This is a genomic window from uncultured Alloprevotella sp., from assembly GCF_963536905.1.
Taxonomy (GTDB): Bacteria; Bacteroidota; Bacteroidia; order Bacteroidales; family Bacteroidaceae; genus Alloprevotella.
Genome location: NZ_CAUTBW010000020.1, coordinates 1 through 15,430, shown reverse-complemented (window position 1 = coordinate 15,430; position 15,430 = coordinate 1). Strand labels below are relative to the sequence as shown.

Genomic DNA, 15,430 nt, shown 5'->3' with positions numbered 1-15,430 from the left:
AATATGGACTTTGATGTAAGATTAGTCAGTAAAGAAATCAACGAACTCCTGTGGAACTCCAAAAAAACACTCTCCACAGCCGAGAGTTGCACCGCAGGGCGGATTAGCAGCATCATCACGGCACAACCTGGAAGCTCTAATTATTATATAGGAGGCCTAGTTTGCTACGCCACCGAGCTCAAAGTGAAGTACCTCGGTGTATCCCCCGAAACCATCGAGCAACACAGTGTAGTGAGCGAAGAAGTAGTAAGGGAAATGGTAGCCGGTGCCAACAAGATGTTTGGTAGCGACTACGCAGTAGCCATCAGTGGCTTTGCAGGTCCTGGCGGCCCCGACGGCACAGGCCGCCCCGGCGTACTAATAGGAACAATCTGGATAGCCGTAGGCTCTAGCGACAACATCGTCACCTACAAGATTGAAGAAGACAATGGCCGTGAACGCAATTTAGAAAGCGCCACCAATAAGGCCATCCACATACTCCTCGACTACCTCAAAGAAAATTGCCCGAAAGAGGATTAATCGAAAGAGCAACTTATCGTTAAGAACGGGACTTCAACCTCCTCACCACCCCAAGCCCCCGACTTCCGACAAAACAATGAGTTGTAATGGCTAGGCAAAGAAAAAAAACAAAAAAGGTATAAAATTATTTTGTTCTTCGTTTATTTTACACTAACTTTGCACCTCGTATTGGGAAAGTACACTAACAACGAATAAAAAAACAAGTAGATAGCAATGTCTAAAATTTGTCAGATCACCGGAAAGAAAGCCATGATTGGCAACAATGTTTCCAAATCAAAGCGTCGCACAAAGCGCAGTTTTGACGTGAACCTGTTCCGTAAAAAGTTCTACTATGTAGAGCAGGATTGCTGGATTCAGCTTCGCATCAGTGCTGCTGGTCTTCGCCTTATCAATAAGGTTGGCCTTGACGCTGCGTTGAACAACGCGGTTGCCAAAGGTTATTGCGACTGGAACTCTATTAAAGTAATCGGTTAATATTTAAACATCATGGCAGGAAAGAAAGCTAAAGGTAATCGCGTTCAGGTTATTCTAGAATGCACAGAAATGAAGGAAAGCGGTCTGCCCGGTACATCTCGCTATATCACGACGAAGAACCGTAAGAATACGCCGGAACGTTTGGAGGTGAAGAAATACAACCCCATTCTCCGTCGTATGACCATTCACAAAGAAATTAAATAAAGATAAAGCACTATGGCAAAGAAAGCAGTCGCAACGTTGCAGGAAGGTAGAACCGACGGCCGTTCCTACACAAAAGTCATCAAGATGGTTAAGAGTCCGAAGACTGGTGCTTACGTCTTTGATGAGCAGATGGTTCCTAATGACAAAGTTCAAGAATTCTTCAAGAACTAATAAGTCCCTTCTGATAACAACGATAAAACCCAGAGCCAAAGCTCTGGGTTTTATCGTTGTTATCAGAAAAAAATTGTAAATTTGCAGAACAAGAAAAGTCGTTCTCACATAATATCAAGGCAATGGGATTTTTCAATTTATTTAGCAAAAAGGAGCAAAAAGAGGTACTTGACCAAGGACTACAAAAAACCAAGAGTAGCGTTTTCAATAAGATTGCCCGCGCTGTTGCAGGAAAAGCAAAAGTCGACGACGAAGTTCTTGACAACCTTGAAGAGGTTCTCATCACTTCCGACGTAGGCGTAGAAACAACCGTCGAAATCATAAAAAGAATAGAAGAGCGCGTAGCCCGCGACAAATACGTGGGTGCATCTGAATTGAATCGCATCCTGCGCGAAGAAATAGAAATCCTCCTCGTTGAAACAGGCAACAACAACGGAGAAGGCTTCGTTATCCCCGCAGACAAAAAAACATACGTCATAATGGTAGTAGGAGTAAACGGAGTAGGAAAAACCACTACTATCGGAAAACTTGCCTACCAATTCAAACAAGAAGGGAAACGCGTATACCTAGGCGCGGCCGATACTTTTCGAGCAGCAGCTGTTGAACAACTCTGCATCTGGGGAGAACGTGTAGGAGTCCCCGTTGTAAAACAACAAATGGGCAGCGACCCTGCTAGCGTGGCTTTCGACACCCTCTCATCAGCAAAAGCCAACGACGCAGACATAGTCCTCATCGACACCGCAGGACGACTCCACAATAAAGTGGGCCTCATGAACGAATTGACAAAAATCAAAAATGTCATGAAAAAAGTTGTGCCTGATGCTCCCAACGAAATTCTACTTGTCCTCGACGGGTCAACAGGACAAAATGCATTCGAACAAGCGAAACAATTCACCAAAGCTACAGACGTTACTAGTCTTGCCATCACAAAGCTTGATGGAACAGCAAAAGGTGGTGTAGTGCTTGGCATCTCACACCAACTTAAAGTACCAGTAAAATACATAGGACTTGGTGAAAGGATGCAAGACTTGCAACCTTTCAATAGCAAGAGCTTTGTAGAAAGTCTGTTTGAAGAAGATAAAAACAAATGAATCTTGCAATCTTCATCTCAGGAGAAGGAACAAACTGCGAAAACATCATTCGTTACTTTGCGGACAATGCCTACATAAATGTCTCACTTGTCGTTAGCAACAAAAAAGACGCTTACGGGTTGGAAAGAGCAAAAGCATTAGGCATACCCACCTGCATAGCAACTAAAGAAGTTTTTTCAATCCCCCAACAACTACTTCCACTCCTGAGAGATGTAGATTTCATTGTTCTAGCAGGCTTTCTATTGATGATACCGGACTACCTCATAGATGCCTACCCCAAAAGGATTATCAACCTCCACCCAGCCCTACTTCCTAAATACGGAGGAAGAGGAATGTACGGACAGCATGTCCATAAAGCAGTGAAAGACGCAAGAGAGAAAGAAACAGGCATGACTGTCCACTACGTTTCAAACATCTGTGATGGCGGAGAAATTATAGCACAAATAAAAACGCATATCAGTACAAACGATAGCATCGAGGAGATTGCAAACAAAGAGCACCAACTCGAACTTGAACATTTCCCTAAAATCATAGAAGAAGTCATACTTCAAAACATTGAAAAATAAGAAATTCACTCAATGAATATAGATATTATCACCATGGGATGCTCCAAAAACCTTGTAGACTCAGAGCGTCTCATGAATCAGTTTGCAGAACACGGATTTAAAGCATACCACAATCCGAACGAGACACACGGTGATATAGCAGTCATCAATACCTGTGGCTTTATCACTTCTGCAAAGGAAGAGAGTATCAACATGATTCTTAATCTTTGCAATCAGAAAGATGCAGGAAAGCTAAAGAAAGTCTTCGTTATGGGCTGCCTCTCTGAACGATACATGGACGAACTAAAAGCAGAAATCCCACAAGTAGATAAATTCTATGGAAAATTCAATTGGAAGGATTTGCTGAAAGATCTTCAGTCCGACTACGATACCCAAACTCTCGGAGAACGTGTCCTAACAACTCCCTCACACTATGCGTATATTAAGATTGCAGAGGGATGTAATAGAATGTGTGCTTACTGTGCTATCCCGCTCATCACAGGCCACCATGTAAGTCGCCCCAAAGAAGAGATTCTTGATGAAGTCAGAGAACTAGTTGCACAAGGAGTAAAAGAATTCCAGGTAATTGAACAAGAACTCACTTACTATGGCATCGACCTCCATAATAAGCCAATGATTGCTGAATTAGTTGAGGAAATGGCTAAGATACCTGGAGTAGAATGGATTCGCTTACATTACGCCTACCCTAATGACTTCCCTACTGACTTACTTCGTGTCATCAAGGAAAACAACAATGTGTGTAATTACCTAGACATCGCATTACAGCATATCAGCGACAACGTACTGCAACGAATGCGGCGTCATGTTACGAAGCAGGAAACACTCAATCTTATCAAGAAGATGCGAGAAGAAGTTCCCAATCTGTGTATCCGCACAACACTCCTAGTTGGCTTCCCTGGTGAAACAGAAGAAGACTTCAAAGAACTCTATAATTTTGTTCGTGACACCCGCTTCGATCGCATGGGTGTTTTTGCCTATAGCGAAGAAGAAGGAACTTTTGCAGCTCTCCACTATGAAGATGATATCTCAGAAGAAGTAAAGCAAGAACGAGTAGACAAACTGATGGAACTTCAAATGGAGATTTCAACGGAATTAAACGCTGAAAAAGTTGGTAAGATTTATAAAACTATCGTTGATCGACAGGAAGGAGAATTCTTTATCGGCCGAACAGAATTTGACTCTCCAGAAGTGGATTGTGAAGTTCTTATTCCTGTCACGGAGGGACTCACGATTGGAAAGTTCTACAACGTAGACATTGTAGATTCTGATGAATACGACTTATATGGAACTACACTGAAATAGACACTACGACTATGAATAATAAAGATTTCCTCAACAATTTGGCTGCGCGTCTTGAAACAACTCCTCAAGACATACAGACAATTATTGAAGCTTTCTCTAAAGCTCTTTCTGAGAAATTGGAGGAAGGCGATACGCTGGCCATCCAAAATTTCGGTTCTTTTGAAATCAAAAAGAAAATGGAACGTATCCTTATAAATCCTTCAACAAAGCAACGTATGCTTGTCCCTCCCAAACTTACCATTGCATTCAAAGCAAGCAACACACTCAAGGATAAAGCCCAATAAGCTAATGAACACCAAGTATTCACCACAAGATCTTGCAACTTTCTTTGCTCAATACCAAGGCATCTCAAAGAAAAATGCTGAAACTTTCATTCGCAGTTTTTTCGACACGGTTGAATCTGGCCTTATCGATGATAAGTTTGTAAAAATAAAAGGGTTTGGTACCTTCAAGATTATTATTGTAGGAGAACGAGAGAGTATCAATGTGAACACGGGAGAGCGGATTCAGATTAGTAGTCATCCGAAAATCACATTCACACCCGACACCTTACTAAAAGAATCTATCAATAAGCCCTTTGCACAATTCCAGACCGTAACACTTAATGAAGATATTAAAGATAGCGATCTTGCAGAAATAGACAGCAAAGTTGCTTTAGAAATTGAATTAGCTGAAAAGGAGGCTACTAAGGCTCTCGTTGAAAATGAAACAACAGCACAAACTGAAACCAGTTCTAAAAATGAAGAAGATTTGATTTCAGAACATACTATGCTCCCAGAAGATTCTGTATCCACAGAAGATATTCTTATCAAGGAAGAATCTAATTGTAGCGTTTCACCAGAGGTAAAAAAATCTAGCAAAAGAGAAGATATTAGTTCCCTTGACAACAATTTAGAAGTACAGGATTCATTAGAACAAGAAAAGTCTCCACTCATTGAAATCTCTGAAGGAACTTCTTTTATTCCCACAAAAGAGAGGCATTCTGAAAACTATAAATACGAAACAGACAGTATGGATAATGCTGAAGAAGACAGAATAGAAGAACAAAAGTCTCCAGCAAGTCATAGTATAATACGTCTATTGAAAGTTGTGAGCGTCATACTATGTAGCTTAACACTATTAACCGCCTTTTATTTTGCAGGTTATTATCACATCTTTGGCGAGCACATGGAAACAGCTAAAATTTCAACAATGTCTAACCACACAGCTTCTGCTCCACAAGCAAGCTCAACAACTGCACCGGCTGATTCCTCACAAAGAAAATCTACGAAGACTAAGGAAGCGAACAAGCCCGATGATCTCCCACAGACTACCGCTCCTGCTGCTTCTCTCACTCCTCAGTTGCGACCAGAAGATAAGTACGCACAAATGGAAGGTAGCAACTATAAGATTGTAGGCGTTATTGGCACACACAAACTACAAAGTGGAGAAAATCTTTACAGATTAGCTAAGCAAACCTACGGAGACCGCGATTTTGCTAAATACATTATTTTCTTTAATAAGATAGAAAATCCAGACATTATTACAATTGGTAGCGTAATAAAACTCCCGCAACTCGAGAAAAAAAATTAAGATTTATAATTCTATTTATACAGAAGAAAGAAGATATTCTGTAACTTTGCCACGATGACTGAATTATCGAAACATATAGGAAACTTATTGTTGGAGCATTGCTGTGTCATTGTCCCGGGCCTAGGGGGCTTTGTCACGCAATATGTTCCGGCACGCCTTGTTGCCGATGAACAGTTATTTCTCCCCCCCCTGAGAAGCGTAGGCTTTAATCCACGCCTAACGATGAATGACGGCTTGCTCATCCAGTCATATATGCAAGCATACCACCTCACTTATCAGCAAGCTCAAAAGAATATCGAGAAAGAAGTAAAAATCCTCAAGCACAAACTACAAGAAACAGGAAGTGTTGAAATAGGGAATATTGGGAAACTTCTTCACAATCTTGAAGGTCACTACGACTTCGAACCTATTCCTGCAGGGATTATATCGCCTTGCTTGTATGGATTGGACTCTTATGCATTGGAACTTCTCAATATCCATCAAGAGGACTTACCTGCAAAAGAAGAAACGTCCCCCTCTCCTATTCTTTCTGTAAAAGGAGGAAAGAAAAAAGATGATTATACAATTACAATCAATCGGGAGGTTGTAAACTACATTGCTGCTGTAATGATAGCCGTAGTGTCCTACTTTCTTTGGGCTACACCTGTTGGGACTATCGATACAGGCAATCAAAGAGCCACAATTCTGCAAAGTGAACTTATATTCTCAAGACCAGCTCACAAGCAAGCGGCTCCAAAAGAAGCTTTACCAAAAAGGCCTGCTCTACAAACACAACAAGATGTACAAAAAGGACAAACTAATACTGAGACCACTACCACGCGTGAAGAATCAAAACCCTACACCATTGTCTTAGCCTCAAAGGTCTCCGGCAAAAATGCAGAGACCTATGTGAAATCGCTTCATAGCAAAGGATTAAAAGAAGCTGAGATTCATATAGGGAAGACCACTCGTGTCATTTATGGACATTATAAAACAGAGAGTGAAGCCTATCAACAACTCCACGCATTGAGCAACAATCCAGCAATTAGTTCTCCTTGGGTAATGCACCTCAAGTAGTCCAACTTTTATTTTTTTATGAAACGCATACGCTGTCCTAAATGTGACACTGCTATATCGTTTGACGATAGACTCTACGAACCTGGACGCATCCTCGTGTTCGGCTGTCCTGAATGTCAAAAACAATTTAAGATTCGTATTCCACGAACAAACGCAGAAAAAGAAGAAGAACGTCCCACTTTTGGAATACTCACTGTTCTTGAAAACGATTTCCAGCTCAAGACTGATATTCCACTCTACGAAGGCGACAATATCATAGGCCGCTTCGTTAAAGGAACAAAAGCTAATGCTGCGTTCAAAACTGTGGATCCTAGTATCGATACCACTCATTGCATTGTGAATGTAAAGCCTCTCAAAGATGGACGAACAACCATCACTCTTCGAGATGCACCTTCGGGGACAGGTACTTTTCTGCAAGGCGAAATTCTGAATGATCGTGAGAGAGCCACAATTGAAAACGGTAGTATCATCAATATTGGAGCTGCCACTATTATTCTGAAACTTCAAACAGACGATGAAGCATAAACTATTCTGCATACTTTTTTTCTGCATGACAGTATCTGCTCTATTTGCCCAATCAGCATCAACAGAAACTGCCAATGATAGTATTTTCAAGGGTGAGTTCTATTCTCCTCGTTATCATGTTCAACTGGTCATCGACCTTTATCATGAATCTATATCTGTTCCAGGCTACGAATTTCTCGGGAAAATGAACGGCTATATGAAAGGAGATGCCAGTCAATATCTCTATGGTGTATGGATGCTCACTAACTATAAGATTCAAGGCAACCAAGCCGAACTAAGATTCACCAATGATATTGGTTCAGACTCCCAAACTATTCTTTTTACCCGAAAAGCTGATAATACCTACGTTTACTCCACGAAAAATGGAAACAATGTCAGTAAAGCTATAGGGCGAAAACTTGTAAAAATTGCAGATGAAATGATCTTCACACGAAAGGCCGAAAAACTTCCATAAAATAAAAATCATAGATAAGTGTAAACATCCTTGTTGTGTTTTCAAATACAATAAGGATGTCAGCAAATAGAATAAGACTATCACCTGATACGCTTATTATATATACGTTTCCTTCTTATAGCACAGCAGCTCTTCTACCCAAAGACTCATAGACGATATTGACATTATCCAAAAGGAGAGAACTTTTCCCACATACAAATATCAGCAATACTCCTTCAGGTATATTGCGGATAAAGAGCATGAAGTAAGAAAAATTAGCAAGATTCTAAAACAAGAAAAGGATTCACACTTGTGAATCCTTTTTTTGAAGAGGTACCTAGCAGATTCGAACTGCTGTTGACGGTTTTGCAGACCGCTACCTAGCCACTCGGTCAAGGTACCATTGCTATCATTTCTGATTTGCGAGTGCAAAGATATTAGAAAAGTTTGGACTGACCAAATTAATTATTAACTTTTTCACAAATCAAAGAAACCTGTTGGTATCCTTCGCTTCAAGACGCACAACTCTGCTGTACACCCTACACTATCTAATGCTTCTTGAATAGTTTTTCTGCACAACTCAGGATGATTGTTTTCTTCACTTAAATGGCAAAGCCAAATGCGCTTAATGAGTGGGGATAAAGAAGAAACCAGCGCTGAAGCAGTTTCTACATTACTACTATGACCTAAACCACTCTGAATTCGATTCTTCAGATAAAGCGGATAAGGGCCAGTCATAAGCATGGCTTCATCATAATTTGCCTCTATAACTAAGTTCTCAGCCTGATTAATGAAACGACACATCTCTTCTGTAATCTTTCCACAATCTGTCATCAAGCAAAAGTTGGTAGAGTTAGTCGTAATAAAGTATCCATTATTTGCACTAGCATCATGTGGTACTTCAAAAGCTGTAATTGTAAAAGGCCCCAAGACAATCTTTTCACCTGGCATGAGAACGCGCTTGTTATTTTCAGCAATTTTTTTCGACATTAAATAATTGTTCTCCATCCCTTCATGAACTTTCCCAGCAGCATAGACTGGTAGGTGATATTCCTGGCTTATTGCTCCTACCGCCTTAACATGGTCTGTGTGATCATGTGTTACTAAAATGGCACTTATTTCTCCTTGTGACAGTCCATAATCGCGGAAATAACGTTTAAAGCTACGTATGCCAATACCTTGATCGATAACTAAGCCAAAGCCGTCCTCGAGCAAATAATAGCAATTGCCACTACTACCTGAACCGAAGCTAATAAATTTCATTTTAGTGATTATATTTTGTCTTGGCAAAAGTAGCAATTTATTACCAATGTTTTATATAATAGTAGCCTTTTCTCTTCATTAATATCTTTATAGAAGACTAGAATGGTAGTCCTACAGCAAAATGAAAAGCAATATCACGCGATAAACGCGGACGAATAATTGGATAATGTTCTTTTACCGAAGAATAAACAGGATTAATGGCTTTCATGCCTAAATCGAAGCGAAGAATAAAATAACTCAAATTGAAGCGAAACCCAATTCCATAGGCTACTGCTATTTGTTTATAAAATTCACTAAACTTAAACTTACCACCATCTTGGTTAATATAGTCTCTTGTGTTCCAAATATTACCTGCATCAACAAAGGCTGCACCATCTAGTTTCCAAAACAAATGAGTACGCCATTCTGCACTCAAATCAAGCTTCATATTACCCGTTTGCTTTATGAAGTCAATCTCTCCGTTCTTACCCGCATAAGAGCCTGGTCCCAGCCCACGAACAGCCCAGCCACGAACACTGTTTGCTCCACCTGCAAAATAGCGTTTTTCATACGGAATAATCGAAGAGTTGCCATAAGGGATTGCTATACCGAAGGCTGCATGAAAGGCCAGACTATTTCGTTCATCAAATTGAATACATCGTACAAAATCCACATCGGTTTTAATATATTGAGAATAGGCAATATTAAACATTTCATATTGCCCATTTCGGTTCTTCTTTGCGCCGATTAGCGCACTCATTCCACGCAGTAAGTTTCCTGCACTTTCTATATTATATTTTAATTGCCATCCCCGCGTGAGATTAGACACACTGCCTAATAGCGAATTCTGCAGCATCTTATCCTGCTGACTATTATAGATAAAAGAATATCCCCACCGCATGATAAAGAGATCCTCATAATTAGCCCTAAGTATGGAGTTTCGGGGATCTGTTCCATCCAAATAATTACGACGAAATGTTGATGAAATCCAAGGGACAAAAACATAATTGAGACTTATCATATCGAGGCGGTGTTGGAAACCTGGATGAGAAGAATTTCGCCAACGGAAAGCCCAATCCCCCGTTAAAACGCGACGGTGAAATTCTGGACGATTCTGAGAGTCGTACATGAAAGACACACCACTAGTCACCATGAGTTGTTTAGTCCCTCGGCGGAAACTAAAAGGAAGTCGTGTGGCGGGAAAACGCAAAGAAAGTTCTGCACTATACTCCAAATAGTTTTCGTCTTTATAACCTTCCAAGCCACGAATAGCCTCGTATGCACCTCTTAGCTTCAACGACAGGGCTTCTGCCCCTTGAAAGAGATTGCGATTTGTGTATGTTACCGCTACTGCAGCCCCTAAATCACCGTTTGTGTTTGTTCCTTCCAATTCAGAACTAATACTATTCAGCTTGTTACGTACTACTTGTATGTCTGCATCCAGTTGAGGTTTGCTTCCAGGCACTTCTTGAAAGCGAATCGAGGAATAACTAACTATCGGCAAACTATTGAGCATAGAATATGAATCCTGAACATTTAATTCACGATACAAACTATCAGGGCGCAAACGTATATGGTTTAGATACACTGTCTTCCGAACTTTCGTGCGTAAAGGATTCTTAGCGTCACTTTGGAAAGAAAAGCCATCAATAGATAAAGCTTTCTGAGACTCCATAGTAGTAGACAAGGGGAAAGCAGAAGAACCTTCATAGAGATCCAACCTACGCACAGTGAAACGCTCATAATCCTTAGTACTATCTACCCCCACGGGACGTGAAAAAGTCATAGTTAAATCAACGCCCATATCATTGGAAACTGTATCTACACGAAACTTCACATAATCTTTTTGTAACCGGTAATAACCAGCATTTAGGAGTCCTGCGATAATTCGACTTCTTTCTTCGCTAAGAACTGTTGCATCGAAAGGCATCCCTTTATAGAGCAAACTTTTGGCCGATAAACTATCGATTTGCCTCTGCATTTCCTTATCATCTACTATTGTGTAAAGATTTGCAACATAGTAGCGATGCCCAGGCTGCAAATGATAAATCACATCTGTCTTACGCTTCCTTGTTGTAACATCAGTATGGACAGAAGCATGAATATATCCTTTTGCCTGCAATGCTGCTTCTAAGCTTCTACGTGAAAACTCTGCCATAGTAGAGTCGTAGACTACGGGAGCCTGTCCTATACGACGAAAGAAGCGGCCGGCACGGCGTGTAGTGTCGGACTGAGAAATGCTATAGATAGCCAAAGGTACTTTCAGCAAACTAAACCAGCGCGCGTTAGGTTCTTGGCGTACATACGAACGATAATCTCCCACCTTCAGCGACTTATTATCCGAGGTCATCTTCACAGAACGAAGCATTGTTTCATCCTTTTGCAAAAATTTTGTTGGATTACAAGCTGTAAAACCTATTAGAAGGAGAAGACATCCAAACTTATAGAATATAGAGATTTTCAAAATTATCGATTTTATTCCTGCAAATATACCACATTTTCATAGATGCTTTATACATAAATAATAGGAATCCCTCAAAGAAGCCTTTTATTACTCCTGCTTAATCTGGAATTACGCAGGACTTATAAGAAGAGATTTTTTCGTACTTTTGCAGCAACAAAAAGAAGCTTGTATTTATGCTGACAAAGAACGAGATAAAATACATCCAATCCCTTGCACAGAAAAAACATCGAGATAAGGAAAATGTGTTCCTTGCCGAAGGTCCCAAAGTTATAGGAGAGCTGGTTGGTCTTTGTACGTGTAAGATGCTGTGTGGAACAAAGCATTTTATTGACAGCCACCCAGAATTTCAATCATACAATATCAGGGAAATCACAGAAAGGGAACTACAACAAGCTTCGCTTCTAAAAGCACCGCAAGAAGCTTTAGCCATTTTCGAAAAGCCGACAGAGGGCATCTGTTCAACTTCTGGCTTATCATTAGCTCTTGACTGCGTACAAGATCCAGGCAATTTAGGGACAATCATTCGATTAGCCGACTGGTTTGGTGTTGATGCGCTTTACTGCTCATTGAATACAGCAGATGCTTATGCTCCTAAAGTAGTACAAGCTTCTATGGGAGCTATCGCCCGCGTGAATATTCACTATGTCGATCTCCCCTTTTTCTTGAGCCAACAGAACGTACCTATTTATGGAACATTCTTAGAAGGCGACAATATCTACCAAAAAAAATTACAACAGAATGCAATTATAGTAATGGGTAACGAAGGGAACGGTATTAGCAAAGAAGTAGAACAACTGGTGACGGAAAAACTCTTCATCCCTAACTATCCTGCCAACCGTAAAACTGTGGAGAGTTTAAATGTGGCTATTGCTACAGCTATTACCTGTGCAGCATTCCGACAAAAGGTTTAACATTTTAATCATGTTTTTCTATATCCAAATCATACTTTTAGGAGTAGCTAGCATAGCTCTCTTACTTTTATATCTTTTACGCTGGCGTGACTATACACTTCCTCAAAAATGTAAATGTCAACCAAAAACAGTGAAAGAAGAAAAGCCTAAGATATCCGTCATTATCCCTGTCTCCAAGGAAGCGATACTTCTAGAACGAAATCTTCCGTATATTCTCAAACAGAAGTATCCTTCTTTTGAGGTCGTGGTGGTAAACATAGCCTCTAATGCAGAAACGAGTGATGTTCTAAAACGCATGGAAGCAAAGTACAGAAATCTTCGACATACCTTTGTTCCAACCACTTCTCGTTATATAGACAAACAGAAATTAGCACTCACATTAGGGATCCGAGCAGCACATTCAGAATGGTGTCTTCTAACAGCGCCCGACTGTCGCCCAATAAGCGATTTATGGCTCGAGACAATGTCTCAAAATCTAAAGCCCATCACAATCGGATATGCAAATTATATAGACGACGGTAGTAGTCTTGCACGACGAGCTATATACGAACGTCTTTGCGCACAACTTCGCGTACTACGTGCAGGTGCTCGAGGAAAAGCCTGTGGAGCTGATGGAACAAACTTCATTATCTCAAAACAATTTTTTCTTGATAATCACGGTTTTGCAGGTAGTTTAGAACTTCCTTTTGGTGGTTGCGCTTTACTCGTTGACCAATTGGCCACGAAGGAGAATGCCAGTTTTATATGGGACACAAGAGCTACCATGCTTCAAGAACTCCCCAATGCATCCGTACTTAATAAAGAGCGAATGTACTCTACGGCTATTCGAAAACACCTCAGCAAGAACGCACATTGGTGGACACTACGGGAAGCGTTTGCTAGCTGGGCTACATATCTATTCTTACTAATAGAAAGCATATATATAGCAAGTCGTATTTACGAATCAACAATCGCAGAAGCATATGAACTCATACACCTTTTGACGGATATCTTCAGCTTGATTCTCTTAGTGTGCTGGATAATCACCCCCATCATTCTTTTTAGACAGCTCACAAAACAATTAGAACTTCGTAAATATGGAGTATCACTTCATCTCTACGCAATACTTCAGCCTTTCCGCACCTTTATAAATAAGATAAGAAGCTTAAGACATCAAGAGGATTTTGTCCGGCCCATCATCTGACAAGACGCAGAAAGGATTTAATACTCAAAAAATAAAGATTTCATTTTGTTCTTCAAGCTAAAATCTCTAATTTTGCAGCCGCTATGGCTAGTAAGGACAATATGCTGATAGACATAAGGAAGGCTGCAAGCGGAGTCGAGCCTTTACACTTCTCCCTGCACGATGATTTCTTTGCTGAACTCGAGCAAGATGAAATCAAAGGCGGAAGGCTCGATGTAACTGTCAAGGTACGTGAAACAGCTGGAGACATCTATCAAATTAAGATTTTCTTACGAGGATCGGTAATTGTTCTCTGTGATCGCTGCCTTGATGAACTCTCTATTGACATTAACACTTCAGATGTAGTGAGAGTCTCCTATGGTGATGAAACAGAGACAACAGATTACGACCTAAAGTTCGTACCTCACAACTCTAATATGTACAACATCGCATGGGACATATATGAGATTGCCGTGACATCTCTCCCCCTAGAGAGAGTCCACCCCGAAGGTGAATGTGATAAAGATATGCTCACCCGCTTTTCTGCGGAAATGCCTATTGACGAACTCGATGCTTAGCAAATAAAAATAGAATTATAACTAGTTAAAATAAAATAGAACCATGGCACATCCCAAAAGAAGACAATCAAAGACGAGAACTCTGAAGCGCAGAACTCACGATAAGGCAGTAGCTCCTACGTTAGCTGCATGTCCTAATTGTGGTGGTTGGCATATCTACCATACGGTATGTCCTTCTTGTGGTTACTACCGCGGCAAGCTCGCAGTAGCACAGGAAGAAACAGCTGAATAATCAGATTCTCAATTAAAAGGTCTGACGTTTAGAGCAAGAGGCAGAAATCATATTTAATACTGTCCTATTTCTCTATACGTCAGACCTTAAATTTTTTGTAATATCTCTATGGAAAAAATCAATGCTACAATCACCGGTGTCGGTGGCTATATTCCAGATTATATTCTAAACAACGACGAACTCTCGCGCATGGTTGATACCAACGATGAGTGGATTATGTCTCGCGTAGGTATTAAGGAACGTCATATTCTACAAGAAGAAGGGCTCGGTACGAGCTACATGGCTCGTAAAGCTGTCAAGCAGTTGCTCCAAAAGACAGGAACAGATCCGCTTGACGTGGAGGCCCTCATCGTGGCAACAACGACTCCAGACTACAAAGTACCTTCTACATCCTCTATTGTTATTGGTCGTACAGGCATGACAAATGCTTACGCTATCGACTTGCAGGCAGCTTGCTGTGGCTTCCTCTTTGCGATGGACCAGGCAGCATGTATGATTCAAAGTGGACGTTATAAGAAAGTGATTGTTTGTTGCTCTGAGAAAATGTCCAGCATTGTTGACTATACAGACCGTTCCACTTGCGCTCTCTTTGGCGACGGTGCTGCAGCAGTATTGGTGGAGCCAACAACAGAAGAAATAGGTTGGACAGATTCTATCCTCCGCACTGATGGTTTAGGGCTCCCCTTCCTTTGCGTTAAGGCTGGTGGCTCTGTTTGTCCTCCTTCTCACTACTCCATTGACCGCCGCATGAACTATCTCCACCAAGAAGGTCGCACGGTATTTAAGTACGCCGTTACTTATATGAGTGACGTTAGTGCTCAGATAGCAGAACGAAACGGATTGAATAACGAAACATTGAATTGGGTGCTTCCCCATCAAGCTAATATCCGCATTATTGAAGCGGTAGCCAATCGTCTTGAGATTCCAA

At 40.9% G+C, this 15,430-nt stretch carries 19 protein-coding genes and 1 tRNA gene; 17 read left to right on the top strand and 3 right to left on the bottom strand.

From position 1 onward, the window contains the following. Positions 1 to 3: 3 nt before the first annotated feature. The 12 genes from ABLA33_RS05040 to ABLA33_RS04985 all read left to right on the top strand — a co-directional run bounded on the left by ABLA33_RS05040 (position 4) and on the right by ABLA33_RS04985 (position 7,934). Entirely contained in the window at positions 4 to 519 is a 516-nt protein-coding gene (locus ABLA33_RS05040) for a CinA family protein (protein ID WP_315092342.1), read from the top strand. Between the two features lie 213 nt (positions 520 to 732). After that, entirely contained in the window at positions 733 to 993 is a 261-nt protein-coding gene (gene rpmB, locus ABLA33_RS05035) for a 50S ribosomal protein L28 (RefSeq protein ID WP_009346706.1), read from the top strand. Positions 994 to 1,005: 12 nt separating this feature from the next. Continuing rightward, positions 1,006 to 1,197: a 50S ribosomal protein L33 gene (rpmG, locus tag ABLA33_RS05030; protein ID WP_311491099.1), complete on the top strand. Its 192-nt coding sequence runs from the start codon at positions 1,006 to 1,008 to the stop codon at positions 1,195 to 1,197. A 12-nt stretch (positions 1,198 to 1,209) separates the two neighbouring features. Next, positions 1,210 to 1,368: a DUF4295 domain-containing protein gene (locus tag ABLA33_RS05025; RefSeq protein WP_009346708.1), complete on the top strand. Its 159-nt coding sequence runs from the start codon at positions 1,210 to 1,212 to the stop codon at positions 1,366 to 1,368. A gap of 122 nt (positions 1,369 to 1,490) precedes the next feature. Continuing rightward, the gene (gene ftsY / locus ABLA33_RS05020) at positions 1,491 to 2,459 is read left to right on the top strand and encodes a signal recognition particle-docking protein FtsY (RefSeq protein ID WP_347719482.1); all 969 of its coding nucleotides are present in this window, start codon (positions 1,491 to 1,493) and stop codon (positions 2,457 to 2,459) included. Next, a complete protein-coding gene (locus ABLA33_RS05015; protein ID WP_347719481.1) occupies positions 2,456 to 3,025 on the top strand; it encodes a phosphoribosylglycinamide formyltransferase in 570 nt (189 codons plus the stop codon). Before ftsY ends, ABLA33_RS05015 begins: the two co-directional genes overlap by 4 nt. A 12-nt stretch (positions 3,026 to 3,037) precedes the next feature. Next, a complete protein-coding gene (rimO, locus tag ABLA33_RS05010) occupies positions 3,038 to 4,327 on the top strand; it encodes a 30S ribosomal protein S12 methylthiotransferase RimO (RefSeq protein WP_347719480.1) in 1,290 nt (429 codons plus the stop codon). Positions 4,328 to 4,338: 11 nt separating this feature from the next. Beyond that, the gene (locus ABLA33_RS05005) at positions 4,339 to 4,611 is read left to right on the top strand and encodes an HU family DNA-binding protein (RefSeq protein WP_311491095.1); all 273 of its coding nucleotides are present in this window, start codon (positions 4,339 to 4,341) and stop codon (positions 4,609 to 4,611) included. A 4-nt stretch (positions 4,612 to 4,615) separates the two neighbouring features. After that, complete coding sequence (locus ABLA33_RS05000) at positions 4,616 to 5,899, top strand: HU family DNA-binding protein (protein WP_347719479.1); 1,284 nt, start codon at positions 4,616 to 4,618, stop codon at positions 5,897 to 5,899. A 54-nt stretch (positions 5,900 to 5,953) separates the two neighbouring features. Then, positions 5,954 to 6,955 (top strand): SPOR domain-containing protein, encoded by a 1,002-nt coding sequence (locus ABLA33_RS04995; protein ID WP_347719478.1) that lies wholly within the window; start codon positions 5,954 to 5,956, stop codon positions 6,953 to 6,955. An 18-nt stretch (positions 6,956 to 6,973) separates the two neighbouring features. Next, complete coding sequence (locus ABLA33_RS04990) at positions 6,974 to 7,480, top strand: FHA domain-containing protein (RefSeq protein ID WP_347719477.1); 507 nt, start codon at positions 6,974 to 6,976, stop codon at positions 7,478 to 7,480. Further along, on the top strand, positions 7,470 to 7,934 hold the full coding sequence (locus ABLA33_RS04985) for a hypothetical protein (protein WP_311491091.1): 465 nt from the start codon (positions 7,470 to 7,472) through the stop codon (positions 7,932 to 7,934). Before ABLA33_RS04990 ends, ABLA33_RS04985 begins: the two co-directional genes overlap by 11 nt. Before the next feature lie 310 nt (positions 7,935 to 8,244). Here the strand turns inward: ABLA33_RS04985 and ABLA33_RS04980 are convergent. The 3 genes from ABLA33_RS04980 to ABLA33_RS04970 all read right to left on the bottom strand — a co-directional run bounded on the left by ABLA33_RS04980 (position 8,245) and on the right by ABLA33_RS04970 (position 11,523). Beyond that, positions 8,245 to 8,315: transfer RNA gene (locus ABLA33_RS04980), tRNA-Cys, on the bottom strand. Between the two features lie 75 nt (positions 8,316 to 8,390). Continuing rightward, positions 8,391 to 9,176 (bottom strand): MBL fold metallo-hydrolase, encoded by a 786-nt coding sequence (locus ABLA33_RS04975; RefSeq protein WP_347719476.1) that lies wholly within the window; start codon positions 9,174 to 9,176, stop codon positions 8,391 to 8,393. A gap of 97 nt (positions 9,177 to 9,273) precedes the next feature. Then, positions 9,274 to 11,523: a BamA/TamA family outer membrane protein gene (locus tag ABLA33_RS04970; RefSeq protein ID WP_347719475.1), complete on the bottom strand. Its 2,250-nt coding sequence runs from the start codon at positions 11,521 to 11,523 to the stop codon at positions 9,274 to 9,276. 269 nt (positions 11,524 to 11,792) lie between these two features. Between ABLA33_RS04970 and ABLA33_RS04965 the strand changes: the two genes are divergently transcribed. The 5 genes from ABLA33_RS04965 to ABLA33_RS04945 all read left to right on the top strand — a co-directional run. After that, positions 11,793 to 12,530, top strand: a complete 738-nt coding sequence (locus ABLA33_RS04965) for an RNA methyltransferase (protein ID WP_347719474.1) — start codon at positions 11,793 to 11,795, stop codon at positions 12,528 to 12,530. 130 nt (positions 12,531 to 12,660) lie between these two features. Continuing rightward, positions 12,661 to 13,713: a glycosyltransferase gene (locus ABLA33_RS04960; protein WP_347719473.1), complete on the top strand. Its 1,053-nt coding sequence runs from the start codon at positions 12,661 to 12,663 to the stop codon at positions 13,711 to 13,713. An 83-nt stretch (positions 13,714 to 13,796) separates the two neighbouring features. After that, on the top strand, positions 13,797 to 14,270 hold the full coding sequence (locus ABLA33_RS04955; protein ID WP_347719472.1) for a YceD family protein: 474 nt from the start codon (positions 13,797 to 13,799) through the stop codon (positions 14,268 to 14,270). 43 nt (positions 14,271 to 14,313) lie between these two features. Next, positions 14,314 to 14,502 (top strand): 50S ribosomal protein L32, encoded by a 189-nt coding sequence (rpmF, locus tag ABLA33_RS04950; RefSeq protein WP_009346725.1) that lies wholly within the window; start codon positions 14,314 to 14,316, stop codon positions 14,500 to 14,502. A 108-nt stretch (positions 14,503 to 14,610) separates the two neighbouring features. Next, positions 14,611 to 15,430, top strand: an 820-nt coding sequence (locus ABLA33_RS04945; RefSeq protein ID WP_347719471.1) for a beta-ketoacyl-ACP synthase III, incomplete at its 3' end; no start/stop codon positions are given.